Consider the following 16,133-nt stretch of genomic DNA (forward strand, 5'->3'; position numbering starts at 1 on the left):
GTGTCAAATAAACAGACGCTAAGCATTTCATGTCTGACCACCAAGGCGATATACCAAGTTGGAACATTAAATGCTTAAGCGTCATGCAATTGTAATACGGTAAAAAGTACCACAATAGTTTATCTTCTAACAACTTTACCTAATTTGAGTATAGCTAATCTTAGTAAGAGTGCTGCTAATAATGCGCCCATCGATACTGTTAACCAATGTGGTAGCACTTCGTGTTCTTCACCTATCATCGGCGTTACAACAAAACCATAAGTATTGACTAAGTAATCAGTTAAATAGCCAAAGATAAGTGCAACCCCGATGACACCGCCCAAGTAGGCAAACACGGCACGACGCCCTAACTCTTTACCAACTACCCCAATTGTGGCGATGTTAGTTGCAGGGCCTGCGAGCATAAACACCAATACTGCACCGGGTGACACACCTGCCATTAATAAACCCGCAGCGATTGGAGTTGAAGCGGTCGCACAAATATACATTGGGATACTGATAAGAATAACCACTAGCATGGCGATAATACCGTCGCCCCACTGAGATAAGAAAGACTCAGGCACAAAGGTTTGCACTAACGCTGCAAAGAATAAACCGATAAGTAGCCAAACTGCGGTGTCGGACAGTAATTGATTACAGCTGAACTTAACAGCTTCCATAATTTTGCCAAAAGCCCCTTGATTTTTAGGCTTAGGAGCTGGCTCACAACAGCTTGTCGTGGCTGATGAAGCATCGCAACAACTGGTTACGGTAGGCTCCGTAGTATCACAACAAGACATATTCGTCCCTACCATTGCTAATTGCGGGCTTGCAGGCGCACAGCAGCTTGAGCTTACTTTTGCGGTTTCCACTTTAGCGCTGGCGCAACAGCTATCATGGCTGTGATGCTTTTCAGCAGGCTTTGGCTCTGAGTGATGATTAGCGTCACAACAACCGCTAGTCGCGCTTGGTTCCTCTGAGGTATTAAGGTGCTTTAGTGGCACAGGCTTATCATCTTTCTCACTGCCAACGAGTAACCCAGCCGCAATTGCGCTAACCACAGCCGCAATTGGCCTAATTATCGCCATAAAAGGACCAAGTAGTACATAAGAAACTGAGATAGAGTCCACTCCAGTTTCAGGCGTTGAGACTAAAAATGCGGTTGTCGCACTTTTCGAGCCCCCCGCTCTTCTCAGTCCCACCGCAGCAGGAATAACGCCGCAAGAGCACAGTGGCATAGGCGCCCCAATCAGCGCAGCCTTTATCGTTGTCCAAAATCCTTCTTTTCCTAAGTGCTTTTGCAACAAATCTTTTGGAATAAATACATTAAGTAACCCAGCCAATATTAGGCCAAGCAGTAACCACGGGGCAGATACTAAAAATAGCTGCCAAAAATTTACTATCAGTTCATTCATCGATAGCCTCCAAGGCCGTTAAAATCGAGCAGCTCACTGCCGCTTCCTTACCGCCGCAGCATTGCTCTGCTAGCGTCGATAACGATTGTTCAAATTTTTGTAACTCAGCGATCCGCGCTCTCACTAAATCCCGTTTAGTGATAGTCAGCGCTTTCACTTCTTCACAACTGTGCTGATACTTTTCAAACTTTATCTTTAGCAAGTCTTGCACTTCTTTGAGGCTAAACCCTACTTCCTTCGCGCGAAGAATAAAGCGCATTTGCTTTTCACTTTGCTCATCAAACAACCGATACCCGCCCTCGCTCCTTGTGCAAGGGTGTAGAAGATCGTTTGCTTCATAATACCTTAACGTGTCAGTTGATACGTTAAGCCGCTTTGCCAGCTCACCAATCTTTACCACTTTACACTCCCAAGTCCTGAAGATTATCCTAGTCGACATCACAAGTATAAACCTTAGAGTTAACTCCAAAGTCAAGAAAAGGATAAAAATAATGCAAATCGTGGTATTAGACGCTAAAACCCTTGCAGGAACCGATCTTTCCCCCATTGCCAAACTAGGCACATTAACGTCTTACGACACCACACCCAGTGAGGACATCATCACACGCTGTAAAGATGCAGCAGTCATCATCACCAATAAAGTACAGTTAACTGAACAAACAATCGCGGCGTTACCGCAATTACGCCTGATTTGTGTTGCGGCCACAGGCGTCAACAACATCGATTTGGCAGCCGCAAAAGCCCATCAAATTGCGGTGGCTAATGTGGCTGGTTATTCGACCCCTTCTGTCGTGCAGCACACCTTTACTATGCTTGGTAACTTAATGACAAATATTCATCGTTACCAGCAAGACTGCCGTGCAGGGCTTTGGCAGCAAAGTGATATGTTTTGTCGCTTGGACTACAGCATCAACGAAATTGCAGGCAAAAACTTTGTGATCGTAGGCTATGGAACGTTAGGAGAAGCCGTTGCAAAAGTCGCACAAGCATTTGGAGCTCAGGTAATTGTTGCCGAACGTAGGGGCGTAACTGAGGTTAGAGCAGGACGAATGGCTTTTGAAGAAGCACTGCAGATTGCGGATATTGTATCGATTCACTGCCCGCTTACCGCTGAAACAGAAAACCTGATTTCGAGAGCTGAATTCGCTCTACTTCCAAATCATGCTTATCTTATCAACACCGCGAGAGGCGGAATAGTCAATGAGCAAGCGCTGGTGGATGCGCTAACTAACAAGCAAATAGCTGGTGCTGCTGTGGATGTCCTCACTCAAGAGCCGGCCCAAGCAAGCAACCCACTTGTTCAATACCAAGGGGAAAACTTGCTTTTAACACCGCATACGGCATGGGCAAGTAAAGAAGCCATCGAACGTTTAGTCGGCGAAATTGCCATTAATATTGAAAGTTTTGTGGCAGGCACAACGAGAAACCGAGTGGTCTAGATTATTGTTTTAGTGAGTGATATCGCTAAAAGTTAGTGAAAACCATCAACCACAAACTGATTAAAAAACAACAACAAACTGATATTTATAAACTTTATTAGTTGGCAAAGAGTTTGCAACTCTTGTGATAATTCAAGCAAAAAATAAATGGCTGTTTGCATTACTTGCTCAGCAACAAAATTAAAAAGGAAAACAACAATGAAAAAATTAATGTTAGTGGCTGCGCTTAGCTCTACTCTATTATCAGGCTGTATCGTTGCTGTATCCGACGGTGAAGTAGAACACGGTTGGGCTTCTGAATACAACTCGTCTAACTGGGAACATAAACAGCGTAAAAATCGTGAAAAGATTGCTAACCTTGAAATGGGCGCGTCTTACTCATCAGTAAAAGACATGTTTGCAACTCCTGACTTTAGCGAGTTGGTGTCAAAAGACGGCGACAACTATCAAGTGCTGTACTATGCAACCAACAGCAAACACTCAGACGGCAAAGTAACAAAAGATGAGTGCACGCCATTGGTATTCAAAAACAACCAACTGGTTGGCTTTGGCGACAACGCACTAAAGCAAATTCAGTAAGACTTTATCGCACCAAGGATGGTGAATAATGCGGATATGCTTTAGCCCCCGCATATGGCTTTAGATATTTATAACACTTTAATAAAAACCGTACTTTGCTGTTTTTGTGCAACGGCAAGTGCGCTATCGGCCATTTTTATCAGCTCACTAAGCTCACTACTACAGTGATTTTCAATATGAACTGCACCAATGCTAACGCTCACATGCGCACATATCGGTGAAGCAATATGGGGGATTTTTAACGCATTAACCGAGTCGTGCAGCGCTTCTGCTATCTCATTAATTACGTCGATATTATGCTGAGTTAGTACCAACGCAAAACGAGTACCATCAAAACGGCCAATAAATAAAGAACGTCGGGTAGCGCCTTCTTCTAGCGCTTTGGCGACCTTAAATAAACAATCATCACCGTGCATGTAGCCATAATGCTCATTAAACGTTTTAAAATAGTCCACCTCAACCAGCATAACGGTAAACGCACTGCCATCAGCTTTTGCGCTTTCTAATGCTGATTTCATCGCTTCATCTAGATATCTACGATTGGGCAACTCCGTTAAACCATCGATAGAGGCTAGCTTTTCTAGCAGGTCATTTTTCTTTTTTATTGCTAAATGGTTTTTGATTCTGGCTTTTACAATCAAAGGGTTAAAGGGTTTAGTAATATAATCCACAGCCCCTAACTCCAAACCTCGTGCTTCATCTTTAAAGCTCACACTACCAGAGATCACGACAACGGGAATACCGTAAGTGCTCGCATCCTTTTTTAGGCACTCTAAAACAGAAAATCCAGCGCCGTCAGCCATTAACACATCTAAAATAATAAGGTCTGGTTTACTTGCTTTTAGTTCATCAATACATAACTTAGTGTCTGTGCTATGGGATAACCGATGGCCGTCACCTAATGTATTGCTTAGGACCATCTTATTTATTGGGTCATCATCAATAATAAAAATGTGCTCAGCTTGCTGCATCTTATGACGCTACCTTTTTAGCTCGATAAAGCACACCACCTGTGAAAGTGCATTTGTTAACACATCCAAGTCAGTGCGATTTGTTATTGTTGTGATCGTTTTGCTTTGCGTTTCAAGGTCTTTTGCAACTTTCGCTAGTCGCTTAAAGCCCAGACCTGCAGCAGCGCCCTTAATTCCGTGTGCTAACTCAAATAATGCTGAACCTTGCTCTATTTCAGCAACCTGTTCTAGGTAATCATGGCAAAGTTTAGCAAATTTATCTAACATTGTTTGCAAAAACGTTTCATTTTGCATCATTTGTGATAAAGCAAACTCATAATCAAAAAAGGCTTCTTCTGTTTTATCTGACTGGAAAATATTACTTGCCAATGCCTTGCACGCCTGTGTGCTATTGATCGGCTTTACCAAATAATCATTCATGCCAACGGCTGTGGCTTTCGCCCGCTCTTCTTTACTTGCATTGGCGGTCAAGGCGATAACGGGCAGCTCAGTTTCAGACCATACGGCTCTGATCTGCTTGGTCGCTTGATAGCCATCAATGTTTGGCATATGGATATCCATCAGGATGATATCTGGTTGCAGTGAGCGGCAAACTTCCTCAATATGTTCCGCGCTTTGTAGCCCTACGGTAGAAATACCATTCTGCTTCAACATATTTTCAGTAATATCCAAATTTAAGTTGTTATCGTCGACCACCAAGCAAAGCGCACCAGCAACTTGCATACACACGTTGTCGACGGTTTGCGTCATATGGGCAAACTCAGCAAGCCAAGTATAAGCTGATTGGTAAAACACACTTTGATTAAGCGCAATATGGTTACTTTGCTCAGGGAATACCCCTTCACAATGTAGTAGTAATGCGGTATTTTCTGGTAGCGCATAAGTGGGGTCAAGCGAGGTTTCCGGCGGAATAACAACAATAGACTTGTCGAGCTGAGCATGCATCGCGTGCAATCGCTCAACAGATAAAGATTCCGCAAGACCAGCAAAATAGCTTGGTAAGCTATGTGCTTCGGTGGTGAGACAGTAAACTTCTTTGTGACTATCCACAACTGGACAAGCGCCTTTATCTAGCACCAATTCAAAGAAAAAGCAGCTTCCTTCGTTCGGGGTTGAGTTAACCGCAATATCGCCACCTAAGAGTGCAACTTCTTGCTTCACAATCGCAAGCCCCAAACCAATGCCTTCGTGACGACGTGTGAAGCTTTCATCACCTTGGGTAAATGCATCAAAAAGGTGTTCAATTTCTTGCGATTTGATCCCAACTCCAGTGTCCCAAACAGCAAACTTTATGGTTTGTTTTGCAGCTCTATCATTAACTAACGCCACCTTCAAACCAACCTTCCCTTGATTGGTATACTTTACCGCATTGCCAAGCAGGTTTACCAAGATTTGCTTTACCTTATCTTCATCACTGTACAGGTAAGGCCAAACTTGAGGGGCGACTTGTAACTCAAATTCCAAACCTTTTTGTATACATAAAGGCTTAATTAGTGATTCTATCGTGGTAAATACATGACAGGTTTGAAATGTCTCGTATTGAATTGTACCTTGGTGGCTTTCAACTTTGGCAAACTCTAAAATACTGTTGAGCATGGTAAGCAGCTCATTTGCAGCCCCAGAAAGCTGCTGCAGTTTTTTATTTTGAACTCGAGTCAGCGTCTCACTTTTGATCATATCCGCCAGACCTAATATGGCATTTATCGGCGTTCTAATTTCATGGCTGATATTCGCGATAAAGCGACTTTTGGCAAGCGTTGCGCGCTCAGCATCTTGCTTCGCTAACAACAAACCGGTTATATTTTGAATATGGATAACGTAATACTTAGGGCGCTTATTTTTATCCCAAACTAACGAAATACTCAATTGTAACCAGCGGTGCTTACCCGACTGTGAAATCAAGTGTTCAACGACTTTCTTTTGCTCTTTTAATAGCCCAGCTAAGACAGGCTTTAGCTCTTGCCAGTTTTGTTCGTCAAACAAGCGTTCCAGCTGCTTTTCTCCCGTATTCTTATCAAGTGACAAGTAACGTTTGGCAGCCTTGTTCATCTCCAAAATTTTACCGCTGATCGCAGCCAAAATGACGCCATTAGGTGCAAACTCAGTCGCAGCCCTAAAGTTTTCTTCAGAGTCTCTTAGGGCATTATATGCCTCTTGTGCGGCAGTAATATCTCTCGCAACCCCCAAACAACCGATGAGCTTTCCAGTTTCTGATTTTAATGGCGTGATTGTCAAAAAGTAGGTATTTGCTCCAAGGACAAAGTTCGTTGCCACTTGTTCTTGCGAGCGCTCCATCGCCACTTCTTGTTCAAGTAATATGGTTAATCCAGATGTCACTTCAGGTTGTGTTTTCGCAACCAAATCCGACTTATCAACCCCCATAAACTCTTCAAACGCGCGATTACAGCCTATGAATGAACCGTCGATATTTTTGAAATAGATAATATCGGGCACAGAGTCAAGCACTGCATTTAGCAAAGCAGCTTGACGCTCTTTTGCCTCAAAACTTTGCTTTAATGCCTGTTGTTTACGCTTAATTTCGTCGTCTAGTTCTTGATTATGTTGCTTAAGGGCATGCATTAAGCGCGATTTTTGCTCCACCACCTGTTTGATTTGTATAAACCAAGGTTGCCATTCTGAGGGGATGGGATAGTTTAAAGTGGCTTGTGGTGTATGCTCTTGCAAAGATAGATAATTCACAAAATGCTTTAGAGGTCGGACAAATATTTGTCCGCTTAACCATACAATAGTCACAAAGGTAAAAAGAATAAAAAACAGTAATAGTGCAAGTTCGAGCAAGATCTCCCGCTGTAGCGGAGCGGCAAACTGCTCATAGCTTTCATGATAGTTTAAACTAATAGGCTCTTTGGCGGGTTTTGCAATAAAGTGCAGTCCGTACTGCCAAGGTGCTGATGAGTTTACAAGCCCATCGTGGTCGTGATCATAGCGTTCCCCCGCGATAATCTCATCACTTTGGTTTTTAAATTCCATCGTACCGTCTAAGGAGCCGATGTTTAACAACCACCTATCAATAATATCGCTATCATAGATCATCAATACATGAGCGTTATCCACCGTTGATAGTTTCTTGCCGAGCGCAAACATTTGTCTATCGAAAAACTTCACGGGTGGACCAACGACTATATTGCCCAAGCTAAAGTCGGGTTCGAACTTACCTTGAACTAACCGGGTGATGAAATGGCTGCTTGACGCATCTCGACGCTTAACATACGCAAAACCATCATCTTCTATGTATGCGACCGCATACAATCCACCTTGCAATGCGAGTGCGGCATCAAAAGCGGTATTAAGCGATAATACGGTTTGCCATCGTTTAGTGGCAAAAAGCGCTTCACTGACTTGCCCACGACCAACAATCTCTCCACCATTGTTTGGTAACGCATGATAATAATGTTCAGGGTGTTGCTCTATATCTTCTAACCACTCTGGTGGCTTTTGAAAAGAAATGGGCTGCGCTAGGTTAACGGCGATACTATCAAGAACGACATGTGCAGCATAAAACTCTTGTTTCAGCTGCTGAGAAACATATTCATACTGACCAAAACGTACTTTGTACTGGCGTTCGAGTTTAATTTGATAGAGATGGTAAGCTAAGACGAGGACAAGTAGGATGGGTATTATTACCGCCACTAAAATTCCCTTTCGGTAACTTTTTAGTGGTAAAAATTCTTTTGTCGCATCCATTTACTGGCTCGTTCCCGTTTGCACACAGTGTTAGCAAAAGAGTAACGAGCCAGTCGGCTCAAGGCAAGTTATAAATTTTCTTCAGCAAAACTTGCCAAGCGGCTTCGTACTACACCGTTTAAGTTAATGGTAGCGCTACCTTCAAAGTCTTTAAAGCGCTCGACAATATAGGTTAACCCTGATGTCACAGGGGTGAGATAATTACTATCAATTTGGGCGAGGTTTCCCGTACAAATCAATTTAGTCCCTTCACCGCAGCGAGTGATGATGGTTTTTAACTGTGATGCCGTTAAGTTTTGGCTCTCATCTAAAATAACGACCGCATTTTGAATACTTCGGCCACGCATAAAATTCACCGATTTGAACTGAATGTTCGCCTTTTCCATAATATAGTTTCGGCTAGTCACTGGGCTTTCATCGTGTTTGTGAAGCACTTCTAAGGTATCTGTGATTGCCGCAAGCCAAGGGGCCATTTTCTCTTCTTCCGTGCCGGGTAAAAAGCCGATGCTTTCTGCAATTTCAGGCGTATTTCGCGTCACAATTACCTTATCGTAAATTCCTTTTTCGATGATCATTTCAAGCGCACTGGCAAGCGCCAATAAGGTTTTTCCGCACCCCGCAGGTCCTGTTAATATCACCAGCTCAATGTCAGTATCAAGTAATGCATCCAGCGCCATACCTTGGTTGATATTCTTCGGTTTCACTCCCCATGCTTGACGGTGCATCAAACGTTCAACGCCTAAGTCTTTTAATCGAATGTGCTCAGAGTCGTAACCCACAACCCGAGCCGCGAAGTGATTAGTATCGTCTATCAGATACTCATTACAGAACACATCAGGTACGAGTGATTTTGGCACATCATGAACCGTGTATCGCCCTTCCTGCTGCGTTTGACACTCACCAACATTTTGCCAAAAATCACCTTCAACCTTTTTAAAACCACTGGTTAACAGCGCAATGTCGTCAATCAGCTGGTCGGTACGATAGTCTTCAACATACTTGAGTCCAGCGCCTTTCGCTTTCAGTCTCATATTGATGTCTTTGGTAACCAGCACCACTTTTTTGTCGCTGTACTGAGTTTGCAAATGTACCGCACAATTAATAATGCGGTGATCATTTTCGTTGCCGGGTAACCCGGAGATGGAATCAGGAAACAGGTGATCGTTTACAATAATCAACTTACCTGAACAAGGCGTTCGGTGACTTTCTATCCTCAATGTTGGTAGCGCTACCCCCTCTAGCATTTGCTCTGGTGTTGCATCGCGAAGCACATCATCTAACCCACGAATGGCAACTCTTGCGTCTCGGCTCACGTCACTCTTTCGATCTTTAATGTGATCGAGCTCTTCAAGGACAGTCATGGGAATCACAACATCGTGTTCTTGGAAGGAAAGGTAAGCGAGTGGTTCATGGAGAAGTACGTTGGTATCGAGCACGTACACTTTATGGTCTTTGTCTTGTTTTACCATAGCGCATTCCTGTTGTTTACAGATTATTATGCTATACCCAATACACAACACTGCGGTTAATTATGTTCTGGGTATAGTTCAAGTTTAGTCTATTTGTCGCAAAAGTCGCTTTTATGACAGTAGAAAATCCAACTTGCATATTTATAAAAAACAACTAGTTAGCGATTGCCATGCCAACTAAATAGAAAAGGCGTCAGTGCCTGATAAATAAAGGCTTGAGTCACTGTTGTGTATTGAACAAACCGACATGAATAGGTAACATAGCCGCCTTTTTTCTGCATAGACGAGATAACCATGAATTTTTCCTTAGGTCAGCGCTGGATCAGTGATACGGAATCAGATTTGGGATTAGGTACAATAGTGGCACTTGAGGGGCGTCAAGTGACTATTTTATTTCCCGCTAGCGGAGAAAACCGTGTTTACTCAGTACAGGAAGCGCCTGTAACTCGAGTTGTATTCAACCCAGGCGATGTGATCCGCCATGTTGAAGAGTGGGAACTACGTGTTGACAGCGTGGAAGAGCAAGATGGACTATTTTGCTATCATGGTACTCGAGTTGATAATGAAGAAGAGACTTCATTCAAAGAGACCTTTCTTGATCACTTCCTCAAATTCAATAAACCTCAAGATCGTCTATTTGCAGGCCAAATCGACCGTTTTGATCGCTACACACTGCGCTATCAAACTTGGCAACACCAGTTTGATAAAGAACAATCTCACCTTAAAGGATTGATAGGTCAGCGCGCTAGCCTGATTCCACACCAGCTCTATATTGCCGATGAAGTCGGTAAGCGCTTTGCACCTCGCGTACTTCTATCTGATGAAGTGGGCCTAGGTAAAACCATTGAAGCAGGCATGATTTTACACCAGCAAATTCTCTCTGGTCGTGCCAACCGCGTGTTGATTGTGGTTCCAGAAAACTTACAACACCAATGGTTAGTTGAGATGCTACGCCGCTTTAACCTACACTTCTCTATTTTTGACGAAGAGCGTTGTAGCGAAGCTTATGCAGATGCACCGAATGTATTCGAAACAGAACAACTAGTACTGGTTAGCCTAGAGTTTATTACCAAAAAGCGCCGCTGGTTTGAACAAGCCACACTCGCTGATTGGGATCTACTGATTGTTGATGAAGCACACCATCTGACGGTCACAAAGGAAAAGCCAAGCACTGAATATCAACGTATTGCTGAGCTTTCTCAGGACATTCCTGGACTTATCTTGTTGACTGCAACACCTGACCAACTGGGTCACCGCAGTCACTTTGCGCGTTTACAGCTACTCGATCCAGACCGCTTCTACGACTACGACGTGTTCGTTGAAGAAGAAAGTCATTATAAAGAAGTCGCAGAAGCCGCGAACAACTTACTGCAAGACAAAAAGTTAGATGCAAAAGAAGAACAAACACTTTGTACACTGCTAAAAGAAACCGATATTTCTGAGCTACTTGCAGAGGCACAAAGTGGCGATAGCGACGCCAAAGCTGAAATCTTGTCTATGTTACTAGACCGTCATGGTACTGGCCGTATTCTATTTAGAAATAGCCGCAGTGGCATTGATGGCTACCCAAGTCGTTTGCTACATCAATACCCAGTACCTTTACCAAAGCAATACAAAACAGCAATGTCGGTAATGGGTAACATTGGTGGTATTCAAAGTCCTGAATTTAACGCGATGCGTGCTTTGTTCCCTGAAAAAATCTTCCAAGAGTTTGAAGGTGAAGGAAGCAGCTGGGCGCAGTTTGACCCGCGCGTCGAGTGGTTGATTGCTAAATTAAAAGAGTTAAAGCACGAAAAAGTACTGCTTATTTGTGCCAAAGCGGAAACCGCAATTAGCCTTGAACAAGTATTACGTGAGCGCGAAGCGATTAAAGCGGCGGTGTTCCACGAAGGCATGTCTATCATCGAGCGCGACCGCGCAGCAGCGTTTTTTGCTGATGAATATGATAGCGCGCAAGTTTTGCTCTGCTCTGAAATTGGCTCTGAAGGTCGTAACTTCCAGTTCTCACATCATTTGGTGCTATTTGATCTACCGCTTAACCCTGACTTACTTGAGCAACGTATTGGTCGTCTTGACCGCATTGGTCAAAAGCACGACATCAATATTCACGTGCCTTACTTTGAAAGTACCGCACAAGAAGTATTACTACGTTGGTATCACGAGGGCTTAGATGCGTTTGAAACCACCAGCACCACGGGGCAAATGCTGTATAAGTCTTTCTCTGATGATTTGTTAGCGCTGATCGCTGAGCACAACTGTGACGAAGACGAATTAGATCCTCTATTGGAGCAAGCCGCAAAAGAAAACGCACAGCTGCGCACAAAGATGGAGCAAGGTCGAGACCGCCTACTTGAGCTTCACTCAAGTGGTCAAGGTAAAACAGATAATATCGTTGCTGAACTTGAAGCTCTTGATAACGACGTAATTTTGCCTGCGTTTATGATTAATGTGTTTGATACTTTTGGTGTTAACCAAGAAGACAAAGGCGAGAATACGATTATTCTCAAACCAACCGAGCACATGCTAAATCCTTCTTTCCCTTGTTTGAAAGACGATGGCATCACAGTGACTTTTGACCGTAACACCTCACTGTCACAAGAAGACGCGCATTTCATCAGCTGGGATCACCCCATGGTCAGCGGCGTAATGGATATGATCTGTAACGATGACTTTGGTTGTGCGTCGGTAGCACTGCTTAAAAACAACAAGTTACCTGTCGGTACTTTCTTTGTTGAAATGATCTTCGTTGCAGAAGCTTCTGCGCCTAAGTCTCTCCAGGTAGGCCGCTTTTTACCGCCAACACCAATTCGTGTTCTAATGGATAAAGGTGGCAATGACTTAGCCCAAAACGTGGCGTTTGATGCATTCAATCAACAGCTTTCTGCCGTTGGCAGACAAACCGGCAGTAAGCTAGTTAATGCGCTACAAAGTGCTATTCACCCGCTTATTACTCAAGCTGGCGATATTGCACAAGCTCAACTTGAAAGCATTCAAGCCAACGCGATGGATAAAATGCAAAAGCAATTAGGTGATGAGCAAGGTCGTTTACAAGCACTTAAGGCTATCAATCCGAACATCCGTGATGAAGAAGTTCAAGTATTTGATAAACAAAGGGCTGAGCTGAGCACACACATTGAAAAAGCGCAGCTTAAGTTGGATGCGATTCGTTTAATTGTGGTTGCAAACCAGTAAACCTCCTATACCGAAAGAGAGCTGCGGCTCTCTTTCTCGCTACCGCTCACTTAGCAACTCATATATAATACCCGGCTTCGTTCTGTTCATGCTGAGGCAGCTGGTGTTACTAAATTACGCTCCCCCCCTTTCTCCCTATCTTGATATTTTGTACCAAGATGAAGATATGCTGGTGATCAACAAACCAAGCGGGTTACTCACCGTACCTGGTAAAGATCCAAAGCATTGGGACAGCGCTATCGCCAGAGTGAATTTTGTCTACCCTACGGCAAGAATTGTGCATCGCCTTGATATGGCAACATCCGGCGTGCTGTGCCTTGCTATGAATAAAGCAGCGCATCGCCATCTGAGCATTCAATTTCAAGACCGCTTAACCCGCAAACACTACATCGCCCGAGTTCATGGTAAATTACAACAGCAAACGGGTTCTGTTGATTTACCGCTGGTGTGTGATTGGCCTAACCGCCCAAAGCAAATGGTTTGTCATGAGACCGGAAAACCTTCATTAACGTATTTTGAAGTCATGGAATATGAAGCACAAGCAACACGCGTAAAGCTAACCCCCATCACAGGACGTTCTCATCAACTCAGAGTACATATGCTTTCGCTTGGGCACGTTATCCTAGGTGATAGGCTATACGCTACGGGAGAGGCGTTAGCGGCGGCTTCACGTCTACAGTTGCATGCAGAGATGCTGCAAATTTCGCATCCAACAACTGCTGAGATGATGGCCTTTACCGCACCGGTTCCTTTCTAAGTAACCTGTTTACTCTGTTAGTTAGAAACGGTCCAGAAACTGTGGCCTTCGAAAAATTAAGCAAATTTAGCGTTGCCAGCAAACGCTCAGATTAACGTTTGCTTAGTCACTAAACAAAGCGAGTAAAAAGCACGCGGTTAACACATAAATTGCATTACTATGGTTTCGTGATCGGCAGATGTTTTATATACTGTAATTGTTCCCTAGCTCGTAGGACAGCTGATTAAGTCCCTGAGCCGATAAATTTCGTTTAGGATAGCAGTTTGTTTACTATTGAGCATGCTCGGCATGTACCGAGAAGCCTACGGTAGGCTGTTGCTCTCCGCCTTGAACCTCAGGGTTCAAGGGCTGACATCGGCATCCGCGAAGCCGGGGAACAACCTTTCCCACTCTACGCATGTCATCGCCTCAAAGCTAACTCGCTTTTACATATACTCAATAAACCACATGTTCAACTTCATACTAAAAACAGCTACACGGTTAACGTCGTAAAGCAAAAGAAATTGCGAGATAACGCTAGAAAAGAGTCGCGAGATAAACTCGCTGCTACGAAAGATTATTGTAAGCTAAGCGCATATCTCAGTGTTTTTTAATTACTATGAGTTAGTACCAACTCACTACAAAACATCTTTATATGAAAGGAAAAACCATTAAAAACTTTCATTTTTATTGATAACCTTTTGTTCTATTCCATAGTCAAAGAATATTTTAGCCAAATCAACAAAACCTCTATAGTAGCGCGTTATTTTCATATATTTCGAAAGGTATTCTGATGTCTTTTGCTGTTATCGCCGCGTTTGCGGTTTTTATTGCCATACTTTTCGGTCTTTATCGCTTTCAACAGCGCTCCGAAACCCTGTCACGAACGGTATTACTAGGCTTAGTTGCGGGTAGCCTATTTGGACTCGCCTTACAATTTGTTTTCTCAGGTGATTTAACCACCAAACAGACCGTACTAGATTGGGTTGCGATTGTTGGTAGCGGCTATGTCAATCTTCTCAAAATGGTGATTATGCCATTGGTCTTAGTTTCTATGATTGCCGCGGTCGTAAAATTAGATAATCAAGGCTCTCTTGGAAAGATCTCGTTTGTCACCATCGCAATTTTAGTTTTTACCACGGCCATTGCAGCGCTCATTGGTATTTTTATCACTCAAGCATTTGGTTTAAGCGCACAAGGCTTAGTTGAAGGTGCACGCGAAACGGCCAGAATAGCGGTACTTGAAGAACGTGCAACAACCGTTGCCGATTTAACCATTCCACAAATGCTGCTTAGCTTTGTACCAACCAATCCGTTTGCTGACTTGACTGGCGAGCGCTCGACCTCGATTATCGCAGTGGTGATTTTTGGTGTGTTAACTGGTATTGCTGCTCGTAGAGCCATCATGGAAGAGTCAGATTTAAGTAGTCCAATAAAAAATGCAGTTGAAGGCGCACAGGCAGTTGTGTTGAGATTAGTACGTATGATCATCGCCCTTACACCTTATGGTGTAGCTGGTTTGATGGCCAAAGTGATCGCCACATCAAGCATGGCTGACATTATTAGCTTACTCGGTTTTATTATTGCCTCTTACGTTGCCATTTTACTGATGTTTGTGGTGCATGGCTTACTAGTTACTTTGGTTGGTGAAAACCCAAAGCATTTCTTCCAAAAAATTTGGCCTGTTTTAACTTTTGCTTTCACCTCTAGAAGCTCCGCGGCAACCATCCCATTGAATGTTGAAGCGCAGATCCACAAGCTTAATGTTCCCCCTGCGATTGCAAACCTTTCTGCATCGTTTGGTGCGACAATCGGACAAAATGGCTGCGCTGGCATTTATCCTGCAATGCTTGCTGTAATGGTTGCGCCGACTGTAGGAATTGACCCGTTCGCACTCGACTTTATTGTCTCATTAGTGGCTATGGTTGCAATTAGTTCGTTTGGTATTGCGGGTGTTGGAGGTGGTGCCACTTTCGCGGCGTTGGTGGTACTGCCTGCGATGGGACTACCAGTGACAATTGCAGCGCTGCTTATTTCTATTGAGCCACTAATTGATATGGCAAGAACGGCACTCAATGTATCGGGCTCAATGACCGCAGGTACAGTGACAAGTCGCTTGTTAAAGCAAAAGCATACCAACGAAGCTATTTAGTGCTATAACAGCTTAAGGGCCAGCTAGTTATTCTGGCCCTTCACTTCTAATCGATCACGAGCTTTGCAGTGCCAAGCCAAAAGGACAGCAAGGACTTCATTGAATCAACCAGCTCATGATATTGAGACGGTTTGGTCATATAAGAATTTGCCCCAAGCAAGTAACACTGTTTTATATCTAGCTCAGAATCCGATGTACTGAACATAATAACCGGAATATGCTTAAGGTTTGCAGCCCCGCGCATCTCAGCCAATACATCTTTACCGCTTTTTCGTGGCATATTTAAATCAAGAATAATAAGGCTAGGTAATAGCTCAGTGCTATTGAGTTTCTCAATCAACTCAACGCCATCACTTACGAATTGTAACTTAGCCTCCATCACGCCGTTGTCTTCAAATGCATCACGGATTAATTCTTGGTCGTCGAAATCATCATCCGCAACCAAGATATAGTTTACAGAGTGAAGCTGTTTAATTAAATCATGATGATGAACCAT

The 16,133-nt window shown here is 43.6% G+C and carries 12 protein-coding genes and 1 other RNA gene; 6 read left to right on the forward strand and 7 right to left on the reverse strand.

Features of this window, described 5'->3' with window-relative positions; translation table 11 throughout:
- Positions 1 to 119: 119 nt before the first annotated feature.
- Positions 120 to 1,394, reverse strand: a complete 1,275-nt coding sequence (locus ABMY45_RS11935) for an SO_0444 family Cu/Zn efflux transporter (RefSeq protein WP_174169826.1) — start codon at positions 1,392 to 1,394, stop codon at positions 120 to 122.
- The gene (gene zntR / locus ABMY45_RS11940) at positions 1,387 to 1,794 is read right to left on the reverse strand and encodes a Zn(2+)-responsive transcriptional regulator (protein ID WP_174169825.1); all 408 of its coding nucleotides are present in this window, start codon (positions 1,792 to 1,794) and stop codon (positions 1,387 to 1,389) included. Before zntR ends, ABMY45_RS11935 begins: the two co-directional genes overlap by 8 nt.
- 91 nt (positions 1,795 to 1,885) lie before the next feature.
- Between zntR and ABMY45_RS11945 the strand changes: the two genes are divergently transcribed.
- Positions 1,886 to 2,833, forward strand: coding sequence for a D-2-hydroxyacid dehydrogenase (locus tag ABMY45_RS11945; protein ID WP_174169824.1), 948 nt, complete (start codon positions 1,886 to 1,888; stop codon positions 2,831 to 2,833).
- 198 nt (positions 2,834 to 3,031) lie between these two features.
- The gene (locus ABMY45_RS11950) at positions 3,032 to 3,412 is read left to right on the forward strand and encodes a DUF3192 domain-containing protein (RefSeq protein ID WP_010606064.1); all 381 of its coding nucleotides are present in this window, start codon (positions 3,032 to 3,034) and stop codon (positions 3,410 to 3,412) included.
- A gap of 68 nt (positions 3,413 to 3,480) precedes the next feature.
- Here the strand turns inward: ABMY45_RS11950 and ABMY45_RS11955 are convergent, their stop codons facing one another.
- The 4 genes from ABMY45_RS11955 to ABMY45_RS11970 form a co-directional block, all read right to left on the reverse strand.
- Entirely contained in the window at positions 3,481 to 4,383 is a 903-nt protein-coding gene (locus ABMY45_RS11955) for a diguanylate cyclase (protein ID WP_174169823.1), read from the reverse strand.
- 9 nt (positions 4,384 to 4,392) lie between these two features.
- Entirely contained in the window at positions 4,393 to 8,034 is a 3,642-nt protein-coding gene (locus ABMY45_RS11960) for a response regulator (RefSeq protein WP_349288916.1), read from the reverse strand.
- 122 nt (positions 8,035 to 8,156) lie between these two features.
- Positions 8,157 to 9,557: a PhoH family protein gene (locus tag ABMY45_RS11965; protein ID WP_010606061.1), complete on the reverse strand. Its 1,401-nt coding sequence runs from the start codon at positions 9,555 to 9,557 to the stop codon at positions 8,157 to 8,159.
- Positions 9,558 to 9,715: 158 nt separating this feature from the next.
- Positions 9,716 to 9,853 carry a hypothetical protein gene (locus ABMY45_RS11970; RefSeq protein ID WP_227386905.1) on the reverse strand — a complete coding sequence of 46 codons (138 nt, stop codon included), beginning with the start codon at positions 9,851 to 9,853 and terminating at the stop codon, positions 9,716 to 9,718.
- On the opposite strand from ABMY45_RS11970, the gene rapA reads away from it, so the two are divergent.
- The 4 genes from rapA (at position 9,852) to ABMY45_RS11990 (ending at position 15,637) form a co-directional block, all read left to right on the forward strand.
- A complete protein-coding gene (gene rapA, locus ABMY45_RS11975) occupies positions 9,852 to 12,749 on the forward strand; it encodes an RNA polymerase-associated protein RapA (RefSeq protein WP_174169820.1) in 2,898 nt (965 codons plus the stop codon). The genes ABMY45_RS11970 and rapA overlap by 2 nt on opposite strands.
- A 103-nt stretch (positions 12,750 to 12,852) precedes the next feature.
- Entirely contained in the window at positions 12,853 to 13,506 is a 654-nt protein-coding gene (rluA, locus tag ABMY45_RS11980) for a bifunctional tRNA pseudouridine(32) synthase/23S rRNA pseudouridine(746) synthase RluA (RefSeq protein WP_174169819.1), read from the forward strand.
- 197 nt (positions 13,507 to 13,703) lie between these two features.
- A non-coding RNA gene (gene ssrS, locus ABMY45_RS11985) (6S RNA) lies at positions 13,704 to 13,886 on the forward strand.
- Between the two features lie 392 nt (positions 13,887 to 14,278).
- A complete protein-coding gene (locus ABMY45_RS11990) occupies positions 14,279 to 15,637 on the forward strand; it encodes an L-cystine transporter (protein WP_102057395.1) in 1,359 nt (452 codons plus the stop codon).
- A gap of 46 nt (positions 15,638 to 15,683) precedes the next feature.
- Here ABMY45_RS11990 and ABMY45_RS11995 read toward each other — a convergent pair whose 3' ends face one another.
- Complete coding sequence (locus ABMY45_RS11995) at positions 15,684 to 16,133, reverse strand: response regulator (protein WP_010372351.1); 450 nt, start codon at positions 16,131 to 16,133, stop codon at positions 15,684 to 15,686.

Source organism: Pseudoalteromonas sp. XMcav11-Q (assembly GCF_040104525.1).
Taxonomy (GTDB): domain Bacteria; phylum Pseudomonadota; class Gammaproteobacteria; order Enterobacterales; family Alteromonadaceae; genus Pseudoalteromonas.

Coding starts and splice junctions, on each gene's coding strand:
- ABMY45_RS11935 (WP_174169826.1), bottom strand. CDS start 1,394: ATGAATGAACTGATAGTAAATTTTTGGCAGCTATTTTTAGTATCTGCC.
- ABMY45_RS11945 (WP_174169824.1), top strand. CDS start 1,886: ATGCAAATCGTGGTATTAGACGCTAAAACCCTTGCAGGAACCGATCTT.
- ABMY45_RS11950 (WP_010606064.1), top strand. CDS start 3,032: ATGAAAAAATTAATGTTAGTGGCTGCGCTTAGCTCTACTCTATTATCA.
- ABMY45_RS11955 (WP_174169823.1), bottom strand. CDS start 4,383: ATGCAGCAAGCTGAGCACATTTTTATTATTGATGATGACCCAATAAAT.
- ABMY45_RS11965 (WP_010606061.1), bottom strand. CDS start 9,557: ATGGTAAAACAAGACAAAGACCATAAAGTGTACGTGCTCGATACCAAC.
- rapA (WP_174169820.1), top strand. CDS start 9,852: ATGAATTTTTCCTTAGGTCAGCGCTGGATCAGTGATACGGAATCAGAT.
- ABMY45_RS11970 (WP_227386905.1), bottom strand. CDS start 9,853: ATGGTTATCTCGTCTATGCAGAAAAAAGGCGGCTATGTTACCTATTCA.
- ABMY45_RS11990 (WP_102057395.1), top strand. CDS start 14,279: ATGTCTTTTGCTGTTATCGCCGCGTTTGCGGTTTTTATTGCCATACTT.
- ABMY45_RS11995 (WP_010372351.1), bottom strand. CDS start 16,133: ATGGTTCATCATCATGATTTAATTAAACAGCTTCACTCTGTAAACTAT.